Origin of the sequence: Neorhizobium turbinariae (assembly GCF_023223505.1) — a bacterium.
In the GTDB taxonomy this organism is placed as follows: domain Bacteria; phylum Pseudomonadota; class Alphaproteobacteria; order Rhizobiales; family Rhizobiaceae; genus Neorhizobium; species Neorhizobium turbinariae.
The window spans coordinates 226495-248001 of the sequence record NZ_JALPRY010000010.1 but is presented as its reverse complement, the minus strand read 5'-3'; the positions used below and the strand labels follow the sequence as shown (position 1 = coordinate 248001).

Genomic DNA, 21507 nt, shown 5'->3' with positions numbered 1-21507 from the left:
AAAGCCTCCACTTTGCTGCAGGTATGAGACTATGCCACGTCCGTGAGGCCGATAGCCAGAGCCTCGATTTTCAACAGCTATATAACTTTGACGTAAACGTCAAACGACTCCGAGAGCGGCGGAACCGGGTCATGCACAGCCGCGTTCTTCAGCGGTACCGATCGAACAGAAACAAGGAGCTGCGTCATGCTGCATCATGAACCGAAGGCCGGCCAGGACCCTTACGTGAAGGACACGCCGTCGCTGATCGCCAGCGACAAGGTGGAAGGCACACGCGTCTACGGCGCTGATGGCGAGCACATCGGCTCGATCGCCCGCGTTCTTCTGGAAAAGCGCGGTGGCCGCGTCGCTTATGCGGTGCTGAGCTTCGGCGGCTTCCTCGGGATTGGTGATGATTATTACCCGCTGCCTTGGGAAAAGCTGCATTACGACGAACAGCTTGATGGCTACCGCATCGACCTGACCAAGGACCAGATCACGGCTGCTCCCCGCTATCGCGACCTCAACGACGATGCCTGGTTCGACGACAAGGGCCGGACGATCTACGACTACTACGGCGTTCCGCCGTACTGGATGTAAAACAACACTTTGAAGAGAGGCCCGAACGGGCCTCTTTTCACCTGTTCGATTGTGCTGATACATGGTGGTACAGTTAAGGGAGCTACCATGGCGGCAGGTAGGGAAGCGGGCATAGTCCGCGACTTCGAGCGCAGGGACGTCGAAGCAGTCGCTCGACTGTTCCAGAAGACCTTTCGCGGGTCGAAAAAGATGCCGGCAACGCTTCCGGGTTACCTGGAAGAAGCGTTCTTCGGTCATCCATGGGCGGATCCTGAGATTCGCTCCAAGGTCCACGAGGAGGCTGGCGGCAAGGTCACCGGCTTCATGGGCGTGCTTCCATCGCGGCTTGAGCTTTCGGGACGCGAGATCCGGGCAGCCTTTGCCGGCTCGCTGATGGTGGAGAACGGCAGGGAAAACCCGCTGGCGGGCGCGCGGCTCGTGCGCTCCTTTCTGTCGGGTCCGCAGGATCTTTCGCTGACCGAAACGGCAAACGTGACCGCCGTTGGCATGTGGCAGAAGGCGGGTCACCCGCTCGATCCCGGCTACAGCATGAACTGGATGAAGGTCTTGCGACCGTCTTCCACGGGTGTGCAACTCATGGAGCGGCGGGTCGCCGCGGCAAGGCTGCTCCGGCCGCTGGGGCGCATTGCTGACCGGGCGATCGGCCTTGGGCGCGGAGCATTTTTCAAGCGAGCCGTAAGCGGCAAGGTGGTGTTCAAGGACGTGACGCCCGAGGTGTTCGGCCAGGCGCTCCTCGCGCTCAAGGATCTTTATCCCCTGCGCCCCGCTTGGAATGGCGACACGCTCGGCTGGCTCCTTCGGCATGCGGAGCAGAAGCGCAATCTCGGTTATCCAGAGTGGCGGGTGGGTTATGCTTCCGATGGTCGGCCGGTTGCCGCTTACGCCTATTTCGCCGCGGTTGGACAGGTCGGCTGGGTGCTCCAGGCCGTGGCCGCACCAAAATACGTCGATGACCTGCTCGATGATCTTCTGGCCCACGCCTACGATTACGGCTGTGCTGCCGTTCGTGGCGCCGCCCATCCGTGGCTAACGCCCGGCCTGATGTTGCGCCAGGCGGTCTTCCAGGCACGTTCCTTTTATGTCGCCGCCGCGCGCGACAAGACACTGCTCGAGCCGATCCGCGCCGGCGAAGCCCTGATCAGCGGCATTGCCGGCGAAAGCTGGATGCGACTGATCGGCGATCGGTTCGACTGAAGTCCCTCAGAGCATGGTCGCCGGTTCGGCGTGCAGGTAATGCGCGACCTTGCGCTTGGCGGCGATATTGCGCCACACGGCGTCCACCTGATCCGGCGTGATGTTCACCGCATCGGCAACCTCTTCGCGGGAAATCCCTTGGTTGAGGCCGAACAGGCAGAGGTCCATTTTGTCGTAAGGTAGCGAGAAGTAATATTCGTCCTGTCCCTGCGGCAGTGACCAGGTATCGGTCGTCGGCGGCCGGCGGCGGATCTCGGCCGGAACACCCAACGCTTCCGCCAGCTGGTAGACCTGGCTCTTGTAGAGATGCGCGATCGGCTTGAAATCGGCCGCGCCGTCACCGTTTTTCACGAAGAAGCCCTGGTCATATTCCAGCCGGTTCGGGGTGCCGGCCACGGCAAAATTCAGCCGGTCGGCGTGGTAATATTCGATCTGCTTGCGGGTTCGCTGCTTCATGTTCGCGGCCGCGATCATCCCGAGATAGACATCGAGCGGCATGCGGTGGCGGCTCTGTTCGCCCGCCGGGTTGGCTACCACCAGCCAGGAGATGTTGTAGCCGCGCCCGGTCAGCGCATCTTCCAGAACCACCTTGCAGCCCCAGCCTTCGCCAAACTCCGGCACGACCTGCCGGATGAAGCCGTCGCGCCGCGCGTAGCAACCGGCGGCAGCCAGCGCAGGACCGATATCCTCTAGCACCGTCTCGATCCCGATCGCCTGCGCGAGTGCCTGGCCAAGCCGAAGACTTTCCGGATCGGAGTCGTGTTCGGGCATGAAGATGCCGGTCACCTTGTTCGGTCCGAGAGCGCGGGCGCAAAGGGCTGCCGTGACGCTGGAGTCGATGCCGCCAGAAAGTCCAAGCACCGCGCCCCGCTTGCGAAGATCCTTGAGTACTGTTTCCCGCAGCCAGCCGCAGATGCGTTCGATCTCCGCTTCCACATCCAGTTTCAGGGCGTCGACAGAGAAACGGCTTGCTGTCGGCGCACGCATCAGGCTCTGGCTCATGCCACGTTTCCTTGTTCGGTTGATCTTGTCTTGTCTGCACTCAAGCGGATCTTGCCGGTTGGGGTGCGTGGCAGCGCGTCCCGGAACTCCACGCTTTTCGGCACCATGAAATCCTCAAGCACGCCCGCGCAGTGGCGGATGATGTCCCGCTCGCTGAGCATGGCGCCCTCGCAAAGCACGACATAGGCTCGTATCGTCTGGCCGAAGATCGGATCATCGATCCCTCCGACGGCCGCCTCCTTGATACCCGGGAGGGCGTAGAGCGCCCGCTCCACCTCCTGCGGACTGACCTTTTCGCCGCGCGTCTTGATGATGTCGTCGCTGCGGCTGATGAAATACAGGAAACCGTCCTCATCCATCGAGAACAGGTCGCCGGTGCGCAACCGTTGCCCCTGCGTCGTCGGCTGAAAGGCACGCACGGTTGCAAGCCCGTCGCCCCAGTAACCGCGCATCACATGCGGCCCCTCGATCACCAACTCGCCCACCACGCCGGGCGGCACCGGCAGGCCATCCTCATCCACCACGAAGGCTCGCGTGCCGGGAATGGCCTTTCCGACCGAAAGCGGCCGGCGCTCAAGTTCGTCCGGAGGCAGATAGGTCGCCCGCAGGCATTCCGTCTGGCCGTACATGATGAACAGTTCGGTCTGCGGCAAAAGTTGCTGCAGCCGCTGGATGAAGGTGGGTGGCATGGCCGCGGCCGCGCTGGTCACGTAGCGAAGATGCGGAAACGACCCCGGCGGCAGGTCCGTCATGCCGTTGATCATCGCCGCCATCGCCGGGACAAGGGGGAAGCCGGTTGCCTTTACCTCCGCGAGGCGCTCCATCGCCTTGCGCGGAAAGGCGAAGCTCTTCTCCAGCACCAGCGTTCCGCCTACAGACGCCATGGTGACCATCTGGGTGATACCGTAGCCGTGGGAGAGGGGCAGCACGCTCAGCACGACATCATCGGCCGAATTCTTGAGGTAACGGGCGATAGCGGTGCAGGCCGCATCGATATTGACGTGGCTCAGCATCACGCCCTTCGGCAGCCCGGTCGAACCCGAGGTATGGATCAGCAGCGCCAGCTCGTCGCAGTCGTGAAAGACCGGGAGCGGAGCATCGGGCGCTCCCGTCATCATGTCCTCAAAGCACTGTACGCCGCTGTCCTCGCCCTGCGCCACGACGAGGAGGGGTTTGGAAATTGCTTTTTCGACGGCGGCGCCGGCGGTGTTGCGATGGCGCGCCTGGGTGATGAGGACACGCGCGTCCGTGCTGTCGATGATAGCGGCGAGCTTGTCGGCTTTGGTCGACGGATGCAGCGGGCAGGCGACCGCTCCGGCCTTCCAGATGCCGAAAAAGGAGACCACAGCCTCAGTGCCGTTCTCCAGCAACATCAGGACGCGATCGCCGTGCTGCACGCCCTGGGAGATCAGGGAATGGGCGAGACGATCCGAGAAAGCATCAAGCTCGGCATAGGTCAGGTGGTGATCGCCGACAACCAGCGCTGTCTTGGCGGCGAAACGTCTGACGCTGTCCCGAAGGCGAGCCTCGATGCGCATCTCAGGCAGCAGCGAGCTTGGTCGAAAGGTAACTCGTCATGTTGCTGATGCTGTCGAGGTTTTCCGGCACGATTTCCTCGTCAGCAACCGTGATGCCGTAGGTCTGTTCCAGAAACGCGATCAGTTCGAGCACCCCGGTCGAGTCCATCACGCCGGTGTCGAGCAGCGACTGCTCGTCCGATACCTCGGCATCTGCCCGAAACAGAAAGTTTTCGGCGATGAATTCACGGACTGTATCTTCGATTGCCTCCGTCATGGCGGCCTTCTCCCAGAAACATTGCCATTGATCTGGAACACATCTTGGACGCGACACCTAAATGTTTCGCTAAAGCCGGTTGTAATCCTTCAGGCGGCTGCCAGTGGAGGCCGTTTTATCCTTTGTCTCAGAGGACGTTGCTGGGCTCACCCTTCTGGAAATTCTCGATATGGCTGATCACCTGCCCCCAGAGCGTCTGCATTGCCTCGTCGCTCGCCCAGGCGACATGCGGCGTCACGATGACATTGGGCCGTTCGAGGATCTTCAGGAGCGGATTATCCGACGCCGGAGGCTCCTTGGTCAGCACGTCGAAGCCGGCGCCGGCAATCAACCCTTCATCGAGCGCCGTCACGAGATCGGCTTCGTTCACCAGCCCGCCGCGCGCCGTGTTGATGACCAGCGGGTGCTTCTTCATCCGCCGGAATTCCTCAAGCCGGATCAGGTCGCGCGTCTGCGGCGTCAGCGGCATGTGGAAGGTGATGATGTCAGCAGTCTCCAGCACCTCGTTAAATGCGGTGTAACCCGGCCCAACCTCGCTTGCATCCTTGCGGGCCGCGTAGACGACCTTCATGCCCAGCGCTTCGCCGATCCGCCCGACGGACTGGCCAAGCGTGCCGCGCCCGAAGATCCCAAGCGTCGAGCCGGCGAGATCCTTGATCGGGTGGTTGAAGAAGCAGAACTGGTTGGCGCGCTGCCATTCGCCATCGATGACGTCCTGGCGGAAGCCGATGATCGAGCGCCGAAGCGCGAAGATCAGAGCGAACGTGTGTTCCGGTACGGTGTTCACCGCGTATCCACGCACGTTCGAGACAACGATGCCGCGTGCCTTGGCGGCACTGAGGTCGATGACGTCGTAACCCGTGGCTGCCACGGCGATCATCTTGAGGTTGGGCGCGCTGGCCATCGCCTGTTCGCGCACCGGCGCCTTGTTGGTGATGACCACGTCCGCCTCGGCAATGCGCTCGGCCACGTCTTCGGCGGCGGTCTTGCCGTATTCCACCCATTCATGCGCAAAAGCGGGACGGGTGATTGTCACCGACGGGCCGATCGTATCGCGATCAAGGAACACGATCTTCACTGGGCGAAATCCTGCATGTCGTGAATTCTCCTCCGAAGCGGGAAATGGGCGTAGCCGAAGCATCTTGGTCGTATATCATCCGGCTTGAACGTCGAAAGGCAAGACCGCGGAGCGTGAATGGCAGAGTTGCTGGAACTGGATTGCGTCGTCATCGGCGGCGGCGTGGTCGGATTGGCCATCGCCCGGGAATTGGCGCTCGCCGGCCGCGAGGTGGTGCTGCTCGAAGCGGAACCGATGATCGGCAGCGTGACCTCATCGCGCAACAGCGAGGTGATCCATGCTGGCCTTTATTATCCAACCGGCAGCCTGAAGGCCGAACTTTGCGTCACCGGCAAGAACAAGCTTTATGATTATTGCGCCGCCCGGCACATCCCGCATCGGCGCTGCGGCAAGCTCGTCGTGGCCTCCAACGAGGCGGAGGTTGCCTATCTCGAAAAGCTCCTGCAACAGGCAGATGCCAATGGCGTCGATGATTGCCATCTCATCGGCGGCAAGGAACTGGGCGGGATCGAACCTGCGATCCGGGGTTACGCCGCGCTGGTGTCGCCATCCACCGGCATCATCGACAGCCATGGACTCATGGAAGCCTTCAGCACCGACATCGAAGCGAACGGTGGGCACATCATCCTGAATTCGCCGGTTACCGCTGGCAGCTTATCCGATGGCGCCGTGCGCCTTTCGGTCGGTGGCGATGATCCGGTCGAGATCGAGGCGCGGCTTGTCGTCAACGCCGCCGGCCTCGGCGCCTGGAGTGTGTCGGATGCGATCGACGGCCTCGAACGCTCGACGATCCCCGGACGTCATTATGCCAAGGGCTGTTATTTCTCGCTGGCAGGTCGCGCTCCGGCCAGTCGCTTGATCTACCCGGTCCCTGAGCCGGGCGGGCTTGGCGTGCATCTCACCATCGATCTTGCCGGGCAGCCGCGTTTTGGCCCGGACGTCGAGTGGGTCGACACCATCGACTACGATGTCGACCCGAGCCGCGCCGATAAGTTCTATGCGGCGATCCGCCGGTATTGGCCGGACCTGCCGGACGGCGCGCTTCAGCCAGCCTATGCCGGCATGCGCCCGAAGGTCGTTGGTCCAGATGGGGGAGGTGGGGGCGACTTCATCATCCAGGGTCCCGGACAGACCGGTCACATCGGTTACATCGCGCTTTACGGCATCGAAAGCCCGGGGCTCACCGCATCGCTTGCGATCGCGGAAAGGGTGGCGCGCCTCGCCCTTTAGGAGGCGCGCCGGTTTTTCACAGCGCGGCGCGCTTGTCCTTTTTCGCGATGCGCGCCAGCAGATAATCCACTTCGGCCTTGGCCGTCGGCGTCAGCATCTGCGCCGGCTTGCGCTGTGCGTCCGTGGCGATCACGCCGCGACGCTTCAGCACGTGCTTGCGAACCGCAAGGCCCACACCAAGCTGCTGCTCATAACGAATGAGCGGCAGGTGTGCGTCAAACAGGTCGTGCGCCTCGTCGCGCTTTCCGTCGGCAGAAAGCTGCACCAGTTCGGTCAGCATGTCGGGGAAGCCGTAGCCGGTCATCGCGCCATCGGCGCCGCGCTCCGGCTCGAAGTCCAGGAACATGCCGCCATTGCCGCAGAGGATCGAGAATTCCCGCAACTCGCCCGCCTTCTGCATGGCGCGCAGCTTCGAGATCTTCCCAAGTCCCGGCCAGTCCTCGTGCTTCAGCATCAGGCAGGAGGGGTGGTTGGTAATGATCCTGGCAATCACGCCCGGCGACATCACGACCGTCAGCGTCAGCGGATAATCCTGCAGCACCCACGGCACGTCCTCGCCCACCGCTTCCACGGCGCCGGCGAAGTAGTTGACGATCTGGTCGTCGGTCCGAAGCGCCGGGGGCGGCGCAATCATCACCCCGGCAGCACCCACGTCCATCGACTCGCGCGCCAGCGATCGCATGCCTGCAAAACCGGGCGCGGACACGCCGACGATCACCGGGATCTTTGCGCGAGAAACAACACGCTTGACGATGGCGCGGCTTTCGTCCGGCTCCATCTTCGGCGCCTCGCCCATGATGCCGAGAATGGTGATGCCCGTGCAGCCGCTGTCCTGGTAGAAATCCGTCAGTTTGTCGATCGAGTTGAAATCGATCGAGCCGTCTTCGAAGAAGGGCGTGGTGGCGATGGCGTAAACGCCTTTTGATTGCGTTCCGAATGTCATTTCTGGCCATCCTTCCAAGCCTGGTAACGCGCCTTGGTTTCGGCATTCATCGGGTAGAGCCCGGGCAGCGGCACGCCGCGATCGACTTCCGTCATGATCCAGCCTTCCATGCGCTCCTGTTCCACGGCCTCCGCCAGAACCGTGTCGAGAAGCTTTGCCGGGATCAGCACCGCACCATCCTCGTCAACGACCACGATGTCATCGGGATAGACCGCCACGCCGCCGCAGGCGATCGGCTCCTGCCAGCCGACGAAGGTGAGGCCCGCGACGGACGGCGGAGCAGCCACGCCATTGCACCACACGTTCATGCCCGTGCCGAGCACGCCTTCGGCATCGCGCACCACGCCATCGGTGACGAGTGCGGCCACGCCGCGCTTCACCATCCGAGCGCACAAGATGTCGCCGAAGATGCCGGCATCGAGCACGCCCATGGCGCCGACAACCGCAATGCAGCCTTCCGGCATGGCTTCGATCGCAGCACGGGTGGAAATCGGCGAAGCCCAGCTTTCAGGCGTCGCAAGATCTTCGCGCGCCGGCACGAAACGCAGCGTGAAGGCTTGGCCGACAACCCGCCCCTGACCCGGCTTCATCGGCTTGGTACCGCGCATCCAGACGTTTCGGAGCCCCTTCTTCAAAAGGACCGTCGTCAGGGTGGCGGTGGAAACGCCTTTCAGTGTTTCGATGATTTTCGGATCAAGCGGCATGAATTCTCCTCGGGGTATCAATGAGCCGCCGAACGGCAGCGGCGGGATATTCCGTTGTGCCCGTAGCTTCGTCAAGGAACGCCGCGGCTGAAGTGGAGGATTTCCTTCCGGTTGCCCGCCGTGCCCGCTTTGGGTAAAGTTAAGGTTGAGAAGAACAGCCTTCGTCCGATCGGGCGTATCTTTGGCAGACACAGCAGGAATAGTGACATGGCGACGGTAGCGTCCAATGGAATCGGCAGCAGCGCGAGGTGGGATGGTGCGTCTCCCGGCAATGACGACGAGGATATCATCCCGCGCGACATTCGCTTCGGCATCCTGGAAAACCCCACGCGGCACTGGCTCGACAATGACTTCCACAAGACTGCGCTGATCGACGGCCTGTCGATCTTCCTCCCGGAAGGCGAGCGTTATTTCATCCGCTCCCTGAAGCACTACGCGCCGAAGCTCGACGACAAGGAGTTGGCTGCCGAAATCAACGGTTATGCCGTGCAGGAAGCCTTCCACACCCGCGAGCACGAGGACTACAACAAGGCGCTCGAAAAGCTCGGTTATGATGTCGAGACCATGGAAGCGCCGATCCGCAAGACCTTGCGGACAGACAACCTGCCGGTCTTCCGGCTGGCGGTCACCTGCGCCATCGAACATCTGACGGCAACCTTGTCGACTGTGACGCTGCGCAACCCGCATCTCTTCGATAACGCCGCACCGGCTTACCGGCGGCTGTGGATGTGGCATGCGCTGGAAGAGTTGGAGCACAAGGCGGTGGCGCTCGATGTGCTCGCCATGGCGACCCGCAAATATTCGCCAATCAAGCGTTACATGCTGCGCACCATGGCCTTCAATGTGGTGGCCTTCGAGTTCCTGATGATCACGCTGCGCAACCTGAAGATCTTTGCCAAGAACGACGGCATCAAGACCGGTCCTAAGTTCTGGTTGCGGTTGCTTTATGTGCTGTTCATCTCGCCCGGCTATTGGCGTAAATGCGCGCCGCTGGTGCTGAAATATTACCTGCCGGGCTTCAACCCGGCGAACAAGGACGATCACGAACTGGTCCGCAAGGGCCGCGACTGGCTTTACAAGGAGTTTCTGTCCCTCAAGGAACAGGCCGGCGCACCAACGCCGTCTGTCTGAGGGCGGGCAAGGGATGGCCAGCCGCCTTTTTGCAAGCGTCCTCGACATCGCCACGCCGGGCAAGTTTCCGCGCGCCCAGAAATGGGTGTGGCGTCGCGTCTATAACCTCCTGTCGTTGTTCTGGACGGACGCTGACTGGCGCTTCATGAACTACGGTTACCTGCCGGAAGGCGAGCCGTTTCCGTTGAAGCCGGAGGACGAGCCGGAGCGCGTCTTCATCGGGCTTTACCAGCAGGCTGTCGCCGGCCTGCCCGTTGAGGGTGCCAGGGTGCTCGAGGTTGGTTCAGGGCGAGGCGGCGGTTCGCGTTATATCGCCCGCTACTACTCGCCATCCTCCGTCACCGGCATGGATTATTCGCCCGATACCGTGCGCCGCGCGCGCCGGCTGAACGACGATACCCCAGGGCTCTCCTTCGAGAACGGTGATGCTGAAGCCATGCCGTTTGGGGACGAGAGCTTCGATATCATCGTCAACATTGAATCCTCGCATTGTTACGGCGACGTGCCGGCCTTTGGGCGCGAAGTGGCGCGGGTGCTGAAGCCAGGCGGCTGGTTCACCTTCGCCGACATGCGTCCGAAGAACCAGCTCACGGCCCTCGACGAGCATCTCGCGGTTCCTGGCCTTGAACTCGTCGAGCGGCGGGACATCAGCGCCCGGGTCCTGGCCGCACTTGACGCCGCCGAAGCCCGCAAGAGCGAACGCATCAACAGGTCCTGGGGCATGAAGCGCTTCATGAGCGAGTTCTCAGGCTCGAAAGGCTCGATGCTCTACAAGGGCCTGAAAAACGGCAGTGTCGTCTACGTGGCGCGCCGCTACCGCAAGCTCTAGCGCCGCCAGTTTCCTTCTGCTTCTGCTCCCTCACCATGATTGTTGGGGATAGCGGCGAACGCGCCTCGTGATCCGATTCATAAAATCTTAAGAAGTTTCGGACGGAGGCACGATGTCGAAACCCGAAGCATTCACCGAAAACACCATTGTCATCGAGCGCAAGCGCTGCGGCTGGGTCGTCAGCACCCGCCCGCCCGAAGGCGGCGTGATCCTTTCCATGAAGAAACACGCCAGCGAGGAACAGGCGCTGAGCTTCATCGGCCAGAACTACAACGTCGCAGGGCTTTAGGATTGGTGCCTGCGCAAGCAGGCATTGCTCGGCTCTTTGCGCTGACTAGTTTTGTTTTCTGGAAGGAAAATGGTGCCGCTTACGTGACTCGAACACGTGACCCCATCATTACGAATGATGTGCTCTACCAACTGAGCTAAAGCGGCCCACGCAGCATCTGGTAACAACCGGCTGCGATGTGATGCGGCTGATACAGCCAATGACTCTGATTTTCAAGCGGCCTTTTTGCCTCCCGGCATTTTTCCCGAAAGACCGGGGCCGTTATCCCAGGAGCCGAGAGCGCGCCGCCTGGTATTCGGCGTCCAGGCGGTCAACGAGCTCAGCGGTCGAAACGACCTCCTTCAAGGAGCCGACGCCCTGGCCCGCGCCCCAGATTTCCTTCCAGGCCTTCGGGCCAGTCACAGCCTGGTCGAAGTCCATCTTGGTCGGATCGGCAACCGGCAGGGCATCCGGATCCAGGCCCATGGCGGTGACGGAGCCCTTGAGGTAGTTGCCGTGCACGCCGGTGAAATAGTTCGAATACACGATGTCGGCGGCATTTGAATCGACGATCATCTGCTTGTAACCGTCCACGGCGCGTGCCTCGCGCGTCGCGATGAAGGGCGTGCCGATATAGGCCATGTCCGCGCCCATCGCCTGGGCCGCAAGGATGCCGCCGCCCGTCGCAATAGCCCCTGCGAGCAGCAGTGGTCCGTCAAACCATTGGCGGATTTCCTGGATGAGGGCGAAGGGAGACAGGGTGCCGGCATGGCCGCCGGCGCCAGCCGCAACCGCGATCAATCCATCGGCGCCCTTCCGAATCGCCGAATTGGCGTGGCGGTTGTTGATCACATCATGAAGCACGATGCCGCCATAGGAGTGAATGGCTGCATTCACTTCCGGCACGGCGCCCAGTGAAGAGATGACGATCGGCACCTTGTATTTCACGCACATCATCAGGTCGTGTTCGAGGCGCTTGTTGGACGTGTGCACGATCTGGTTCACGGCGAAAGGCGCGGCGGGACGTTCCGGGTTGGCGGCGTTGTGGCGGGCAAGCTCTTCGGTAATCATCGCCAGCCACTCGTCGAGCTGGCTTTCCGGACGGGCGTTCAACGCCGGGAACGCACCGATGACGCCCGCCTTGCATTGCGCCAGCGTCAGTTCGGGATGGGAAATGATGAACAGCGGCGATGCCACCACCGGCAGGCGCAGTCCGTCTTTCAGGATTGCTGGCAACATGATCTTGACCTCCCCGAATTACGTTTACGCAAACGTCAATCGTTGAACTAGCAGATGCGCGTCTGCCGGAAAAGCGGCGTTGAAGACATTTTTGCGACGAGATTACTGCCCATGAGGGGAATGATCGACAGTCGCGGCCAAGGTTCCGGGGGATGGCAGGTCGGGCAGAGCTTGCAGTCGCACCCCGGAGAGGTTACCGAAACCTTAAATTTCGGCATATGCGAAACGTGAAGAAGGACCGGCAGTTGAGCGGTTTGGAAACGGCCATCAGGAATGCACTGGATCGCTCGAATCGGGCAGATCGGGATATTAGGGCCCGCATCTACCAGTCGGCGCGGCAGGCGCTGGATGCCGGGCTGCAGAAGCAGGGCGTCTCCGACAGGTTGATGATTATGCAGCAGCGCGAGCTGCTGGAGCAGAAGATCCACGAGATCGAGATGGAAGAGGTGCGCCGCCTTTCTGAGGAGCACGAGGCGGAGGCGTTTGTCGCCAACCCCGCCAGTGTTACGCCGGTTTCGGTCGATCCTCCGGTTGGCGCGCGGTCCGAACCCCCGATGCAGGCGCCAGCGGTTGCACCCGACGACGGGTTGCGACGTGTCGCCAATGCCCCCGTCGTTTCAGCGCCTGAAACGAAGGTCGAGGATCAATCCGGTGGGTTTGCTGATTTCGGCGCGACGCCGGAAGAACGCATCGATGCACCGCTGCCGACCGAAGAGGTTGTCGCCAAAGGCAGGAAAAGCAGGAAGCCGACGAGGAAAGGCCGCGGCGCGTCGGACACCATGCTGGATGTGCCGGCAGAACGGGCCGCCAAGCCACGCCGGCGTCGCAGCTTCCTGTCGCACCTGATGACCTGGGTCATCACGCTTGCGGTAGTCGGCGCGGCCTGCTTCTGGTTCTACCAGTCAGGCATGGTGCAATCGATCATCGATGAAGCGGTAAAGGCGGCCGACGAAGCGGGCAGCAACCGCGCTGGCCAAGCGTCGACAGCCTTTGATCCGCGCCGTGGCTTTTCCGACGAATGGGTGGAGATCTTCAAGCCCTCCGCCAGTGCGCAGCTGAAGCCGGGCGCGCAGGCCCGTGTCGAAACGCTCGATGGTTCGGAAGGCCAGGCGGTGCGTCTCACATCGGCGGTGCCGGGCGAGGGCGGAGACGTGGCCTTCGAGGTGCCGGTCGAGGTGCTGCAGGAAATGGCCGGCAAGACCTCCACGATCGCGCTCTCGCTGCAGTCGGGCGAGGACCGTTCGACGCAGCTCTCCGTGCGCTGCGAGTTCGGCAGCCTCGGGCGTTGCAGCCGCCACCGCTTCACGGCGACGCAGGAACGGCTGGATGCCCTGTTCAAGGTCACCTTCGAGCGGTCACTGGCGCCCAACCAGCCGGGCCGGCTGATCGTCAACACGGGCATCGATGGCGCTGACCGCCCGGTGCTCATCTATTCGGTGCGGATCCTGCCCGGCCAGTAGAGGCTTAACTCAGGAAGTTCGGGCCGAAGCCGAGGATCTTGTCGTCGATCTCGCCGATCGCGTCCTTGTCCTTGCCGTCATAGTCGAGCGACAGCAGCATGTGCCGGATGAGGTTGATGCGGGCGCGCCGCTTGTCGTTGGCCCGCACGACCACCCACGGTGTCTCCTCGTTGTGGGTCCGGTCCAGCATCACGTCACGCTTTTCGGTATACTCGTCCCACTTGCCGAGTGCGGCGATATCCATTGGCGACAGCTTCCAGACCTTCAGCGGCTCGTGCCGGCGGTCATGGAAGCGCTTCAGCTGCATTTCCCGGCCGATATCGAGCCAGAACTTGAAGAAGATGAAACCTTCGTCGTGAAGCGTGTCCTCGAAGCGCGGCACGGCTTTGAGGAAGTCCTCGTATTGCTGCGGGGTGCAGAAACCCATGACGGGCTCGACGATCGCCCTGTTGTACCAGGAGCGGTCGAAGAGCACGATTTCGCCGGCGCTTGGGAAGTGCGCGATGTAGCGCTGGAAATACCATTGCCCGAGTTCGCGATCGGTCGGCTTGTCGAGCGCGACGATATGGGCGGAGCGTGGGTTGAGGAAGGCGCGGATGGACGAGATCATGCCGCCCTTGCCGGCGGCATCCCGGCCTTCGAACAGCGCGATGACACGCTTGCCAGACGACTTCAGCCAGTACTGCACCTTAACAAGCTCGACCTGCAGTTTTTCCAGCTGCTTCCGGTATTTCTGCTTGTCCATCTTGTCGTCATAAGGAAAGCCGCCGGAGTTGAGCGCATGGTCCTTGATCCAGCCCGGCAGTTCGGGGTTGTCGATATCAAACTGCCTGGACTTGCCTCTGATATCGAGCGTCACGGCGCGGCTGGTCTCGGCTTCCTTCATGGTCTCTTGTCCTCGGTCAGGGCCTGACGCGGTTATCTATGGCGCCATCAGGTCTCGACCACCGCGCTTCGAGGACTTTTCACCATAACCACGGCACCCGATGCATATCTGTCATGAAGCGCGTATATCTGCGCAGGTTGATGTCGAAGAGCAGCGGGTTGTCAGGTGGTGTTGGTGGGGGAGAAGTGGCGTCAGCGGTTGCCGCAGATCAGGCGGCAGGTTCGTCGCGAACGGCTGTTGCTGCTGCTTCTGACGCTCGTCGGCTTGATCGCCCTCGTGTCCGGCGTCGCGTGGGTGCCCGTCGTGCTTGCCTGGGCGCTGCTTGTCATCGTGGTGCTTCTGCGCAAGCCGGATGATGCCACGGCACCGGTTCCGGTTGTCGTGGAAGAGGACGTCCTCAACTACGATCCGCTGCCGCCCATCGCGGCCACGCTTGGCGCCTATGACACTCCGGGCTTCGTGCTTGCGAACGATGCGAGCGTCCTGTTCCAGAACCGGGCGGCTGAGGTCGCTTTCGGCTCGCTTCCCTTCGGCTCGCACCTCACGGCCCGCATCCGCTCGCCCGGGATTCTCGACATGGTACGTGACGCCATTACAAGCGATGAACCTGACCAGCTGGAGCATTCCGAGCGCCTGCCGTCGGAGCGGGTCTTCATCGCACGCATCGCGCCCATCCCGGTGGTCGAACCAGAAGGCATGAGCATCAGTGCCGATCGCCGCAAGCTCTATCTCCTGTCGTTCCGCGACATCTCCGAACTGCGGCGCCTGGACCGCATGCGTTCGGATTTTGTTGCCAATGCCAGTCATGAACTGCGCACGCCGCTTGCCTCGCTGCGGGGCTTCATCGAAACACTGCAGGGGCCGGCAAAGGGCGATCCCGCGGCGCAGGAACGGTTTCTCTCCATCATGCTCGAACAGGCGACCCGCATGAGCCGGCTTGTTGACGACCTGATGTCGCTCTCCCGTCTCGAGCTGAAGTCGCATATCGCGCCCGACCAGAGGATCGACCTGAAGCCGGTACTGAGCCATGTGCGCGACGCGCTGCTGCCGCTTTCCGATGATCTGGGGGTCGAGATCCGCATGCACCTGCCGCAGGAGCCGGTGGAGGTGCTGGGTGACCGGGACGAGCTTGTCCAGGTCTTCGAGAACCTCATCGAGAACGCCTGCAAATACGGGCAGGACGGAAAAGTGGTGGACGTGCACCTGAAGGGCGGCGGCGATGAACCGGCCGAGGTGATTGTTACCGATCGTGGCCCCGGCATCCCGTCCGAGCATGTGCCGCGGCTTACCGAGCGCTTTTACCGCGTCAGCGTGGCCGACAGCCGCTCCAAGAAGGGCACCGGCCTTGGGCTTGCGATCGTCAAGCACATCCTGACGCGCCACCGCGCACGGCTGATTGTCCGCTCGCAGGTCGGCGAGGGCAGCGAGTTCACCGTCCGCTTCTGACATAAACGGCCTTCACCTCGATGAGGCCTCCATGAAAGGCAAGCGAAGTCAGCACGTTAGCGTGTCACAAATGTTTCACCGAACTGACATAAAAGGGTGGAGCTACGGGAGCTAAGAGATGCGGGCCGGACATCGGCAAAAGCCAGAGCTGGCGACCTCCGCATTCACACCAGCCCTTTCGGGAGACACCTATGACCATGCTGAAACTTTCTGCAGCAGCCCTCGTGGCCTCTGTTGCCTTTGCTGGCGCCGCCGCCGCACGCGACCAGGTCCAGATCGCTGGCTCCTCGACTGTTCTTCCCTATGCCAAGATTGTCGCTGAAACGTTTGCCGAAACCTTCCCGGACTTCAAGGCGCCGGTGGTTGAGTCCGGCGGCACCGGCGGCGGCCTCAAGGCCTTCTGTGCCGGTGTTGGCGAAGGCACGATCGACATCGCGAATGCTTCGCGCCCGATCAACAAGAATGAGCTGGAGGCCTGCAAGGCAGCGGGTGTCACAGACATCCAGGAAATCCGCATCGGTTATGACGGCATCGTGTTTGCGGCCGCGTCCAGCAACGGCGACATGAAGATCGAGCCGAAGGATCTGTACAACGCGCTTGCCGCTGAAGTTGTCGTGGACGGCAAGCTCGTCGCCAACCCCTACAAGAACTGGTCGGAAATCAACCCGACCCTGCCGCAGGGCCCGATTGCCGCCTACATCCCGGGCTCCAAGCACGGCACCCGTGAAGTCTTCGAAGAAAAGATCATGGCGGAAGGCTGCAAGGAAGCTGGCGCCCAGGAAGTCATCAAGGCTTCGATCACCGATGCCAAGCAGGCGGCCGCCAAATGCGTCGCAGTCCGCAAGGATGGCGCAGCGGTCGATATTGATGGCGATTATACTGAGACGCTCGCCCGCATCGCCGCCAACAAGACCGGTCTCGGCGTCTTCGGGCTCGCCTTCTACGAAAACAACATGGACAAGCTGAAGGTCGCCACCGTCAAGGATGTCGTGCCGTCGGTGGAAACGATCTCGTCGGGCGAATACCCGGTATCCCGGCCGCTCTTCTTCTACGTCAAGAAGGCGCATCTCGGCGTGATCCCGGGCCTCAAGGAATATGTCGAGTTCTTCGTGTCCGACGACATGATCGGCCCGGACAGCCCGCTTGCCGAATATGGCCTGGTTGCCGCGCCGGATGACCAGCGCGAACAGGTGCGCAACGACGTTTTGGCCGGCAAGACCATGTAATCGCCTGCGGCGCCGCCTCCAGGGGCGGCGCCGATTTTCATGTGGCGGAGTTGGCGGCAAGGAGTCGCTGGCGGGGCGCCGGGAGATAGAATGAGTACATCGATCCTTTTGCTGATCCTGGCGGTCATCGGTGTTGCGGCCTATGCCGCCGGCGTCTGGCGCGCCAATGCGATTGCCCGCGGCGCCTCTTCCAGGATGCATTCCCGACCCGGCTATTACGGTTCCTTCGTGGCGCTCTGGGCGCTGCTTCCGGCACTTGCCCTTCTCGTCCTATGGCTGATTGCCAGCCCGCTTTATATCAACGCGGCCGTCCGCTCCGAATTCCCGGAAGAGGTAACGACGCTGTCGCAGGCCGAACAGGGCCTGAACTTCGGCATGGTCAGCTCGCTTGCCCGCGGCATGTCGGTGTTGTCTACAGAAGAAATCGATCGCATCGGCGGTGATCCTGCCGAGCTTCGTGCGGCCCTCGGCGCCAGAGGTGTTCCGCTGGCCGGCGAGCCGAAACCCTTCATGGTGCAGGCTGCAGGCGAACTCAACCAGATGACCGCAGCAAGCCGCACTATGGTGACGGTCGCCGCGCTTGCCGTCTCGCTGGCGGGAGCCTTCTTCGGCTTGAGCCGGGTCGCGCCGCGTTTCCGGGCCCGCAACAAGGTTGAAAAGGCGGTTCTGGCAAGCCTGATCGTCGCCTCTTCGATCGCCATCCTGACGACGATCGGCATCGTCCTGTCGATGCTGACGGAAGCGACGCATTTCTTCACCCGCGTCCCCGCCTGGGAGTTCTTCTTCGGCACCGTCTGGGATCCGCGGTTTGCAGCAGCCGGCGCCACCGCTTCGGAAGGCCAGTTCGGCCTCATCCCGCTTCTCCTCGGCACGCTTTATATCGGCTTTGTCGCCATGCTGGTCGCGGTGCCCGTTGGCCTGTTCTCGGCCATCTACATGTCGGAATACGCATCGCGGCAGGTGCGTTCGGTGGCAAAACCGCTGCTCGAAGTGCTGGCCGGCATCCCGACCATCGTCTACGGCTTCTTTGCCCTGACGGCCGTCGGACCTTTCCTGCGTGACCTGTCCTCCCAGCTCAATGGGTTGGTCACCGGCAACTATGCCAACTTCATCCAGGCACAAAGCGTCCTGACGGCCGGCTTTGTCATGGGCATCATGCTCATCCCCTATGTCTCGTCCTTGTCGGATGACATCATCACTGCCGTACCACGCGCCCTGCGCGACGGCTCGCTCGGCCTTGGCGCCACTCGCTCCGAAACCATCAAGCGCGTCACGCTGCCCGCGGCCTTGCCCGGTATTGTCGGCGCGATCCTGATGACCGCCTCGCGCGCCATCGGTGAAACCATGATCGTGGTGCTGGCGGCAGGTGTCGCCGCGCGCATCCAGTGGAACCCGTTCGAGCCGATGACGACCGTCACCGTCAAGATCGTCAGCCAGCTGACGGGCGACCTTGAATTCACTTCGCCGCAGACGCTGGTCGCCTTTGCGCTCGGCATCACGCTGTTTGCCATCACGTTGTGCCTCAACATCTACGCGCTCTACATCGTGCGCAAGTATCGGGAGCAGTATGAATGACCGATGCCATCTCCTCCGCAGCCGGGCTCGCCAGGCCCAGGCCTGCGCGGCGCGACATCGGCATCAAGCGCCGTTATGCCGCCGAACGCCGCTTCCGCGCCTATGGCATTGCCGCGCTCACCTTCGGCATCGTTTTCCTGTTCCTACTGGTCTCCTCGGTCGTCTCCAAGGGCTACACGGCCTTCCAGCAGACGATGATCACCGTGCCGGTGGAGTTCACTGAAGCGATCATCGATCCGAAGAACGAGCGTGCGGATAACCCTCAGAAGCTGATGACCGCGAACTATCCGCTGTTGGCCCGCAACGCCGTCGCCAGGGTGCTGGGTGTTGCCGAAAATGACCGTGCGGGCCTTCGCGACGTCAACAAGATGATCTCGGACGGCGTACGCTCGCAGCTGCGCGACATGGTCGTCGCCAACCCGGCGCTGATCGGCACCACGCAAACGGTCTCCCTGCTTGCCGCCGGCGATCTCGACTCCGCCTTCAAGGGCCAGATCAGCCTCGATGTGCCGGAGGCAAACCGCAAGGTGAACGACAAGCAGGTGGGCTGGATGAACCAGCTCGCTGAAAGCGGTGCACTCGCCAAGCACTTCAACACCGGCATCTTCGTCAACGGCAATTCCAGCCGGCCGGAGGCTGCGGGTGTCGGCGTGGCGTTGATCGGCTCCTTCTACATGATGCTGATCGTGCTCGTCCTGTCGCTGCCGATCGGCGTTGCCGCCTCGATCTACCTCGAGGAGTTCGCCCCGAAGAACCGGCTGACCGACCTCATCGAGGTCAACATCAACAATCTCGCCGCCGTCCCGTCGATCGTCTACGGCCTGCTCGGGCTGGCCGTCTTCATCAACTTCGCGGGCCTGCCGCGGTCGGCGTCCCTGGTCGGCGGCCTGGTGCTGACACTGATGACGCTGCCGACGATCATCATCGCGACGCGCGCGGCGCTGAAGGCGGTGCCACCCTCGATCCGCGCCGCGGCCCTTGGACTTGGCGCCTCCAAGATGCAGACGATCTTCCACCACGTCCTGCCGCTCGCCATGCCCGGCATCCTCACCGGCACCATCATCGGCCTCGCTCACGCGCTTGGTGAAACCGCACCGCTGTTGCTGATCGGCATGGTGGCCTTCGTTGCCAACTACCCGACGACGCCGCTTGATCCGTCCACGGCGCTGCCGGTGCAGATCTACATGTGGGCCAATGAAGCGGAGCGCGCTTTTGTCGAGCGCACCTCGGGAGCGATCATCATCCTGCTCCTTTTCCTGATTGTGATGAATGTCGGCGCGATCCTGTTGCGGCGCCGCTTCGAACGGCGCTGGTAGGGAACACCCAAAATGAACATGATGTCGGAAGCAGCAGTTGAAAAGGCGCTGGACGAGAAGATGAATGAAGTGTCCTACAAGATGGTCGGCCGGGACGTCTCCGTCTACTACGGCGACAAGCGCGCCCTTTTCGACGTGAACCTGAACGTGCGCGAAAACACCGTCACGGCGCTGATCGGCCCATCGGGCTGCGGCAAGTCGACCTTCCTGCGCACGCTGAACCGCATGAACGACACGATCGAAAACTGCCGGGTGACCGGCAGGATCACCCTCGATGGCGATGACATCTACGATAGGGAAATCGACGTCGTGGAGTTGCGCGCCCGCGTCGGCATGGTTTTCCAGAAGCCAAACCCGTTCCCGAAGTCGATTTACGAAAACGTCGCCTATGGCCCGAAGATCCACGGCCTTGCCCGCAACAAGGCGGACATGGACCATATCGTTGAAGCCAGCCTGCAGCGTGCCGGTCTCTGGACGGAGGTGAAGGATCGCCTGCATGAATCCGGCACCGGGCTGTCCGGCGGCCAGCAGCAGCGCCTCTGCATTGCCCGAGCCATTGCCGTGTCACCGGAAGTCATCCTGATGGACGAACCGTGCTCCGCCCTCGACCCGATCGCAACCGCCAGGGTCGAGGAGTTGATCCACGAACTGCGGGCGAACTACACGATCGTCATCGTCACCCACTCCATGCAGCAGGCCGCGCGCGTTTCGCAGCGCACCGCTATGTTCCACCTCGGCCAGCTGGTCGAGGAAAACGAGACCGACAAGATGTTCACCAATCCGGATGACCAGCGCACCCAGGACTACATCATGGGCCGGTTCGGCTGACCTGCCGAAACATCCGCCCGCCGCATTTTCTTGAGGACCGATAAATGGCACCGACGCATATCCTGTCTGCCTATGACGAAGAGCTGAAATACCTGAGCCGCCGCATCTCCGAGATGGGCGGCCTTGCCGAGGAGATGTGCTCCGACGCCCTGCGCGCCCTCATCAACTCCGACACGGGGCTGGCGCAGAAGGTGATCTCGGACGACGTGATCCTCGACCAGGCCGAGCGGGAGATCCAGGACAAGGCAATCCTGACGATCGCCAAGAGGCAGCCGATGGCGGCCGACCTGCGCGAAATCGTCGGCACTTTGCGCATCGCGGCCGATCTGGAGCGCGTCGGAGATCTCGGCAAGAACATCGCCAAGCGCGTCATCGCCGTCCAAGGCTCCGGCGTACCGCGCAAGCTTGCCCGCGGCCTTGAACATCTGTCGGACCTTGCGCTCGTGCAGCTCAAGGAGGTGCTGGATGTTTTCGCCAACCGCTCGGCGGAAAAGGCCGAGGCGATCCGCATCCGCGACGAGGAAATCGACGCGATGTACACCTCGCTGTTTCGCGAGCTTCTCACCTACATGATGGAAGATCCGCGCAACATCACCCCCTGCACGCATCTCCTGTTCTGCGCCAAGAACATCGAGCGCATCGGCGATCATGCCACCAACATCGCCGAGACCATCTACTACATGAAGACCGGCTCGCAACCGGAAGGTGATCGACCGAAGGATGACTCGTCGAACACGCTCGGCGCGATCACCAAGTAAGCCAACGCTGACGGAGCTGGC

The 21507-nt window shown here is 62.2% G+C and carries 21 protein-coding genes and 1 tRNA gene; 13 read left to right on the top strand and 9 right to left on the bottom strand.

Going from position 1 to position 21507, the window contains the following annotated elements:
- Window positions 1-186: 186 nt before the first annotated feature.
- Together M0654_RS09820 and M0654_RS09815 are read left to right on the top strand one after the other, a co-directional pair.
- Window positions 187-579 (top strand): PRC-barrel domain-containing protein, encoded by a 393-nt coding sequence (locus M0654_RS09820; protein WP_118848581.1) that lies wholly within the window; start codon window positions 187-189, stop codon window positions 577-579.
- Between the two features lie 87 nt (window positions 580-666).
- Entirely contained in the window at window positions 667-1773 is a 1107-nt protein-coding gene (locus M0654_RS09815) for a hypothetical protein (protein WP_248682928.1), read from the top strand.
- 6 nt (window positions 1774-1779) lie between these two features.
- Here M0654_RS09815 and nadE read toward each other — a convergent pair whose 3' ends face one another.
- From nadE to M0654_RS09795, 4 genes are all read right to left on the bottom strand, one after another.
- Window positions 1780-2760, bottom strand: a complete 981-nt coding sequence (nadE, locus tag M0654_RS09810) for an NAD(+) synthase (protein WP_248683060.1) — start codon at window positions 2758-2760, stop codon at window positions 1780-1782.
- Window positions 2761-2771: 11 nt separating this feature from the next.
- Window positions 2772-4313 (bottom strand): class I adenylate-forming enzyme family protein, encoded by a 1542-nt coding sequence (locus tag M0654_RS09805; protein WP_248682927.1) that lies wholly within the window; start codon window positions 4311-4313, stop codon window positions 2772-2774.
- A gap of 1 nt (window position 4314) precedes the next feature.
- Entirely contained in the window at window positions 4315-4569 is a 255-nt protein-coding gene (locus M0654_RS09800) for an acyl carrier protein (RefSeq protein WP_248682926.1), read from the bottom strand.
- 127 nt (window positions 4570-4696) lie between these two features.
- Window positions 4697-5647, bottom strand: a complete 951-nt coding sequence (locus M0654_RS09795; protein WP_248682925.1) for a D-2-hydroxyacid dehydrogenase — start codon at window positions 5645-5647, stop codon at window positions 4697-4699.
- 117 nt (window positions 5648-5764) lie between these two features.
- Between M0654_RS09795 and M0654_RS09790 the strand changes: the two genes are divergently transcribed.
- On the top strand, window positions 5765-6877 hold the full coding sequence (locus M0654_RS09790) for an NAD(P)/FAD-dependent oxidoreductase (RefSeq protein ID WP_248682924.1): 1113 nt from the start codon (window positions 5765-5767) through the stop codon (window positions 6875-6877).
- Window positions 6878-6893: 16 nt separating this feature from the next.
- On the opposite strand, the gene M0654_RS09785 is transcribed toward M0654_RS09790, so the two are convergent.
- Window positions 6894-7820 (bottom strand): dihydrodipicolinate synthase family protein, encoded by a 927-nt coding sequence (locus M0654_RS09785; protein WP_248682923.1) that lies wholly within the window; start codon window positions 7818-7820, stop codon window positions 6894-6896.
- Window positions 7817-8524: a ribonuclease activity regulator RraA gene (locus tag M0654_RS09780; RefSeq protein WP_248682921.1), complete on the bottom strand. Its 708-nt coding sequence runs from the start codon at window positions 8522-8524 to the stop codon at window positions 7817-7819. Before M0654_RS09780 ends, M0654_RS09785 begins: the two co-directional genes overlap by 4 nt.
- A gap of 207 nt (window positions 8525-8731) precedes the next feature.
- Between M0654_RS09780 and M0654_RS09775 the strand changes: the two genes are divergently transcribed.
- The 3 genes from M0654_RS09775 to M0654_RS09765 all read left to right on the top strand — a co-directional run bounded on the left by M0654_RS09775 (window position 8732) and on the right by M0654_RS09765 (window position 10773).
- Entirely contained in the window at window positions 8732-9655 is a 924-nt protein-coding gene (locus M0654_RS09775) for a metal-dependent hydrolase (protein WP_118848588.1), read from the top strand.
- A gap of 13 nt (window positions 9656-9668) precedes the next feature.
- The gene (locus M0654_RS09770; RefSeq protein WP_248682920.1) at window positions 9669-10484 is read left to right on the top strand and encodes a class I SAM-dependent methyltransferase; all 816 of its coding nucleotides are present in this window, start codon (window positions 9669-9671) and stop codon (window positions 10482-10484) included.
- 112 nt (window positions 10485-10596) lie between these two features.
- The gene (locus M0654_RS09765; protein WP_199925168.1) at window positions 10597-10773 is read left to right on the top strand and encodes a hypothetical protein; all 177 of its coding nucleotides are present in this window, start codon (window positions 10597-10599) and stop codon (window positions 10771-10773) included.
- Between the two features lie 70 nt (window positions 10774-10843).
- On the opposite strand, the gene M0654_RS09760 is transcribed toward M0654_RS09765, so the two are convergent.
- Both M0654_RS09760 and M0654_RS09755 read right to left on the bottom strand, forming a co-directional pair.
- A tRNA-Thr gene (locus M0654_RS09760) sits at window positions 10844-10919 on the bottom strand.
- A 115-nt stretch (window positions 10920-11034) separates the two neighbouring features.
- Window positions 11035-11991, bottom strand: a complete 957-nt coding sequence (locus M0654_RS09755; protein WP_248682919.1) for an NAD(P)H-dependent flavin oxidoreductase — start codon at window positions 11989-11991, stop codon at window positions 11035-11037.
- Window positions 11992-12236: 245 nt separating this feature from the next.
- Between M0654_RS09755 and M0654_RS09750 the strand changes: the two genes are divergently transcribed.
- On the top strand, window positions 12237-13451 hold the full coding sequence (locus M0654_RS09750; protein WP_248682918.1) for a hypothetical protein: 1215 nt from the start codon (window positions 12237-12239) through the stop codon (window positions 13449-13451).
- 4 nt (window positions 13452-13455) lie between these two features.
- Here the strand turns inward: M0654_RS09750 and ppk2 are convergent, their stop codons facing one another.
- Window positions 13456-14337, bottom strand: a complete 882-nt coding sequence (gene ppk2 / locus M0654_RS09745) for a polyphosphate kinase 2 (protein WP_248682917.1) — start codon at window positions 14335-14337, stop codon at window positions 13456-13458.
- Window positions 14338-14511: 174 nt separating this feature from the next.
- On the opposite strand from ppk2, the gene phoR reads away from it, so the two are divergent.
- The 6 genes from phoR (at window position 14512) to phoU (ending at window position 21486) form a co-directional block, all read left to right on the top strand.
- A complete protein-coding gene (gene phoR / locus M0654_RS09740) occupies window positions 14512-15783 on the top strand; it encodes a phosphate regulon sensor histidine kinase PhoR (protein ID WP_248682916.1) in 1272 nt (423 codons plus the stop codon).
- A 191-nt stretch (window positions 15784-15974) separates the two neighbouring features.
- Window positions 15975-17009: a substrate-binding domain-containing protein gene (locus M0654_RS09735; RefSeq protein ID WP_248682915.1), complete on the top strand. Its 1035-nt coding sequence runs from the start codon at window positions 15975-15977 to the stop codon at window positions 17007-17009.
- Between the two features lie 90 nt (window positions 17010-17099).
- Complete coding sequence (gene pstC, locus M0654_RS09730; RefSeq protein WP_248682914.1) at window positions 17100-18584, top strand: phosphate ABC transporter permease subunit PstC; 1485 nt, start codon at window positions 17100-17102, stop codon at window positions 18582-18584.
- Window positions 18581-19900, top strand: a complete 1320-nt coding sequence (gene pstA, locus M0654_RS09725; RefSeq protein ID WP_248682912.1) for a phosphate ABC transporter permease PstA — start codon at window positions 18581-18583, stop codon at window positions 19898-19900. Before pstC ends, pstA begins: the two co-directional genes overlap by 4 nt.
- A 12-nt stretch (window positions 19901-19912) precedes the next feature.
- Window positions 19913-20728: a phosphate ABC transporter ATP-binding protein PstB gene (gene pstB / locus M0654_RS09720; RefSeq protein ID WP_248682911.1), complete on the top strand. Its 816-nt coding sequence runs from the start codon at window positions 19913-19915 to the stop codon at window positions 20726-20728.
- A gap of 44 nt (window positions 20729-20772) precedes the next feature.
- Window positions 20773-21486: a phosphate signaling complex protein PhoU gene (gene phoU, locus M0654_RS09715; protein WP_248682910.1), complete on the top strand. Its 714-nt coding sequence runs from the start codon at window positions 20773-20775 to the stop codon at window positions 21484-21486.
- Window positions 21487-21507: the final 21 nt, after the last annotated feature.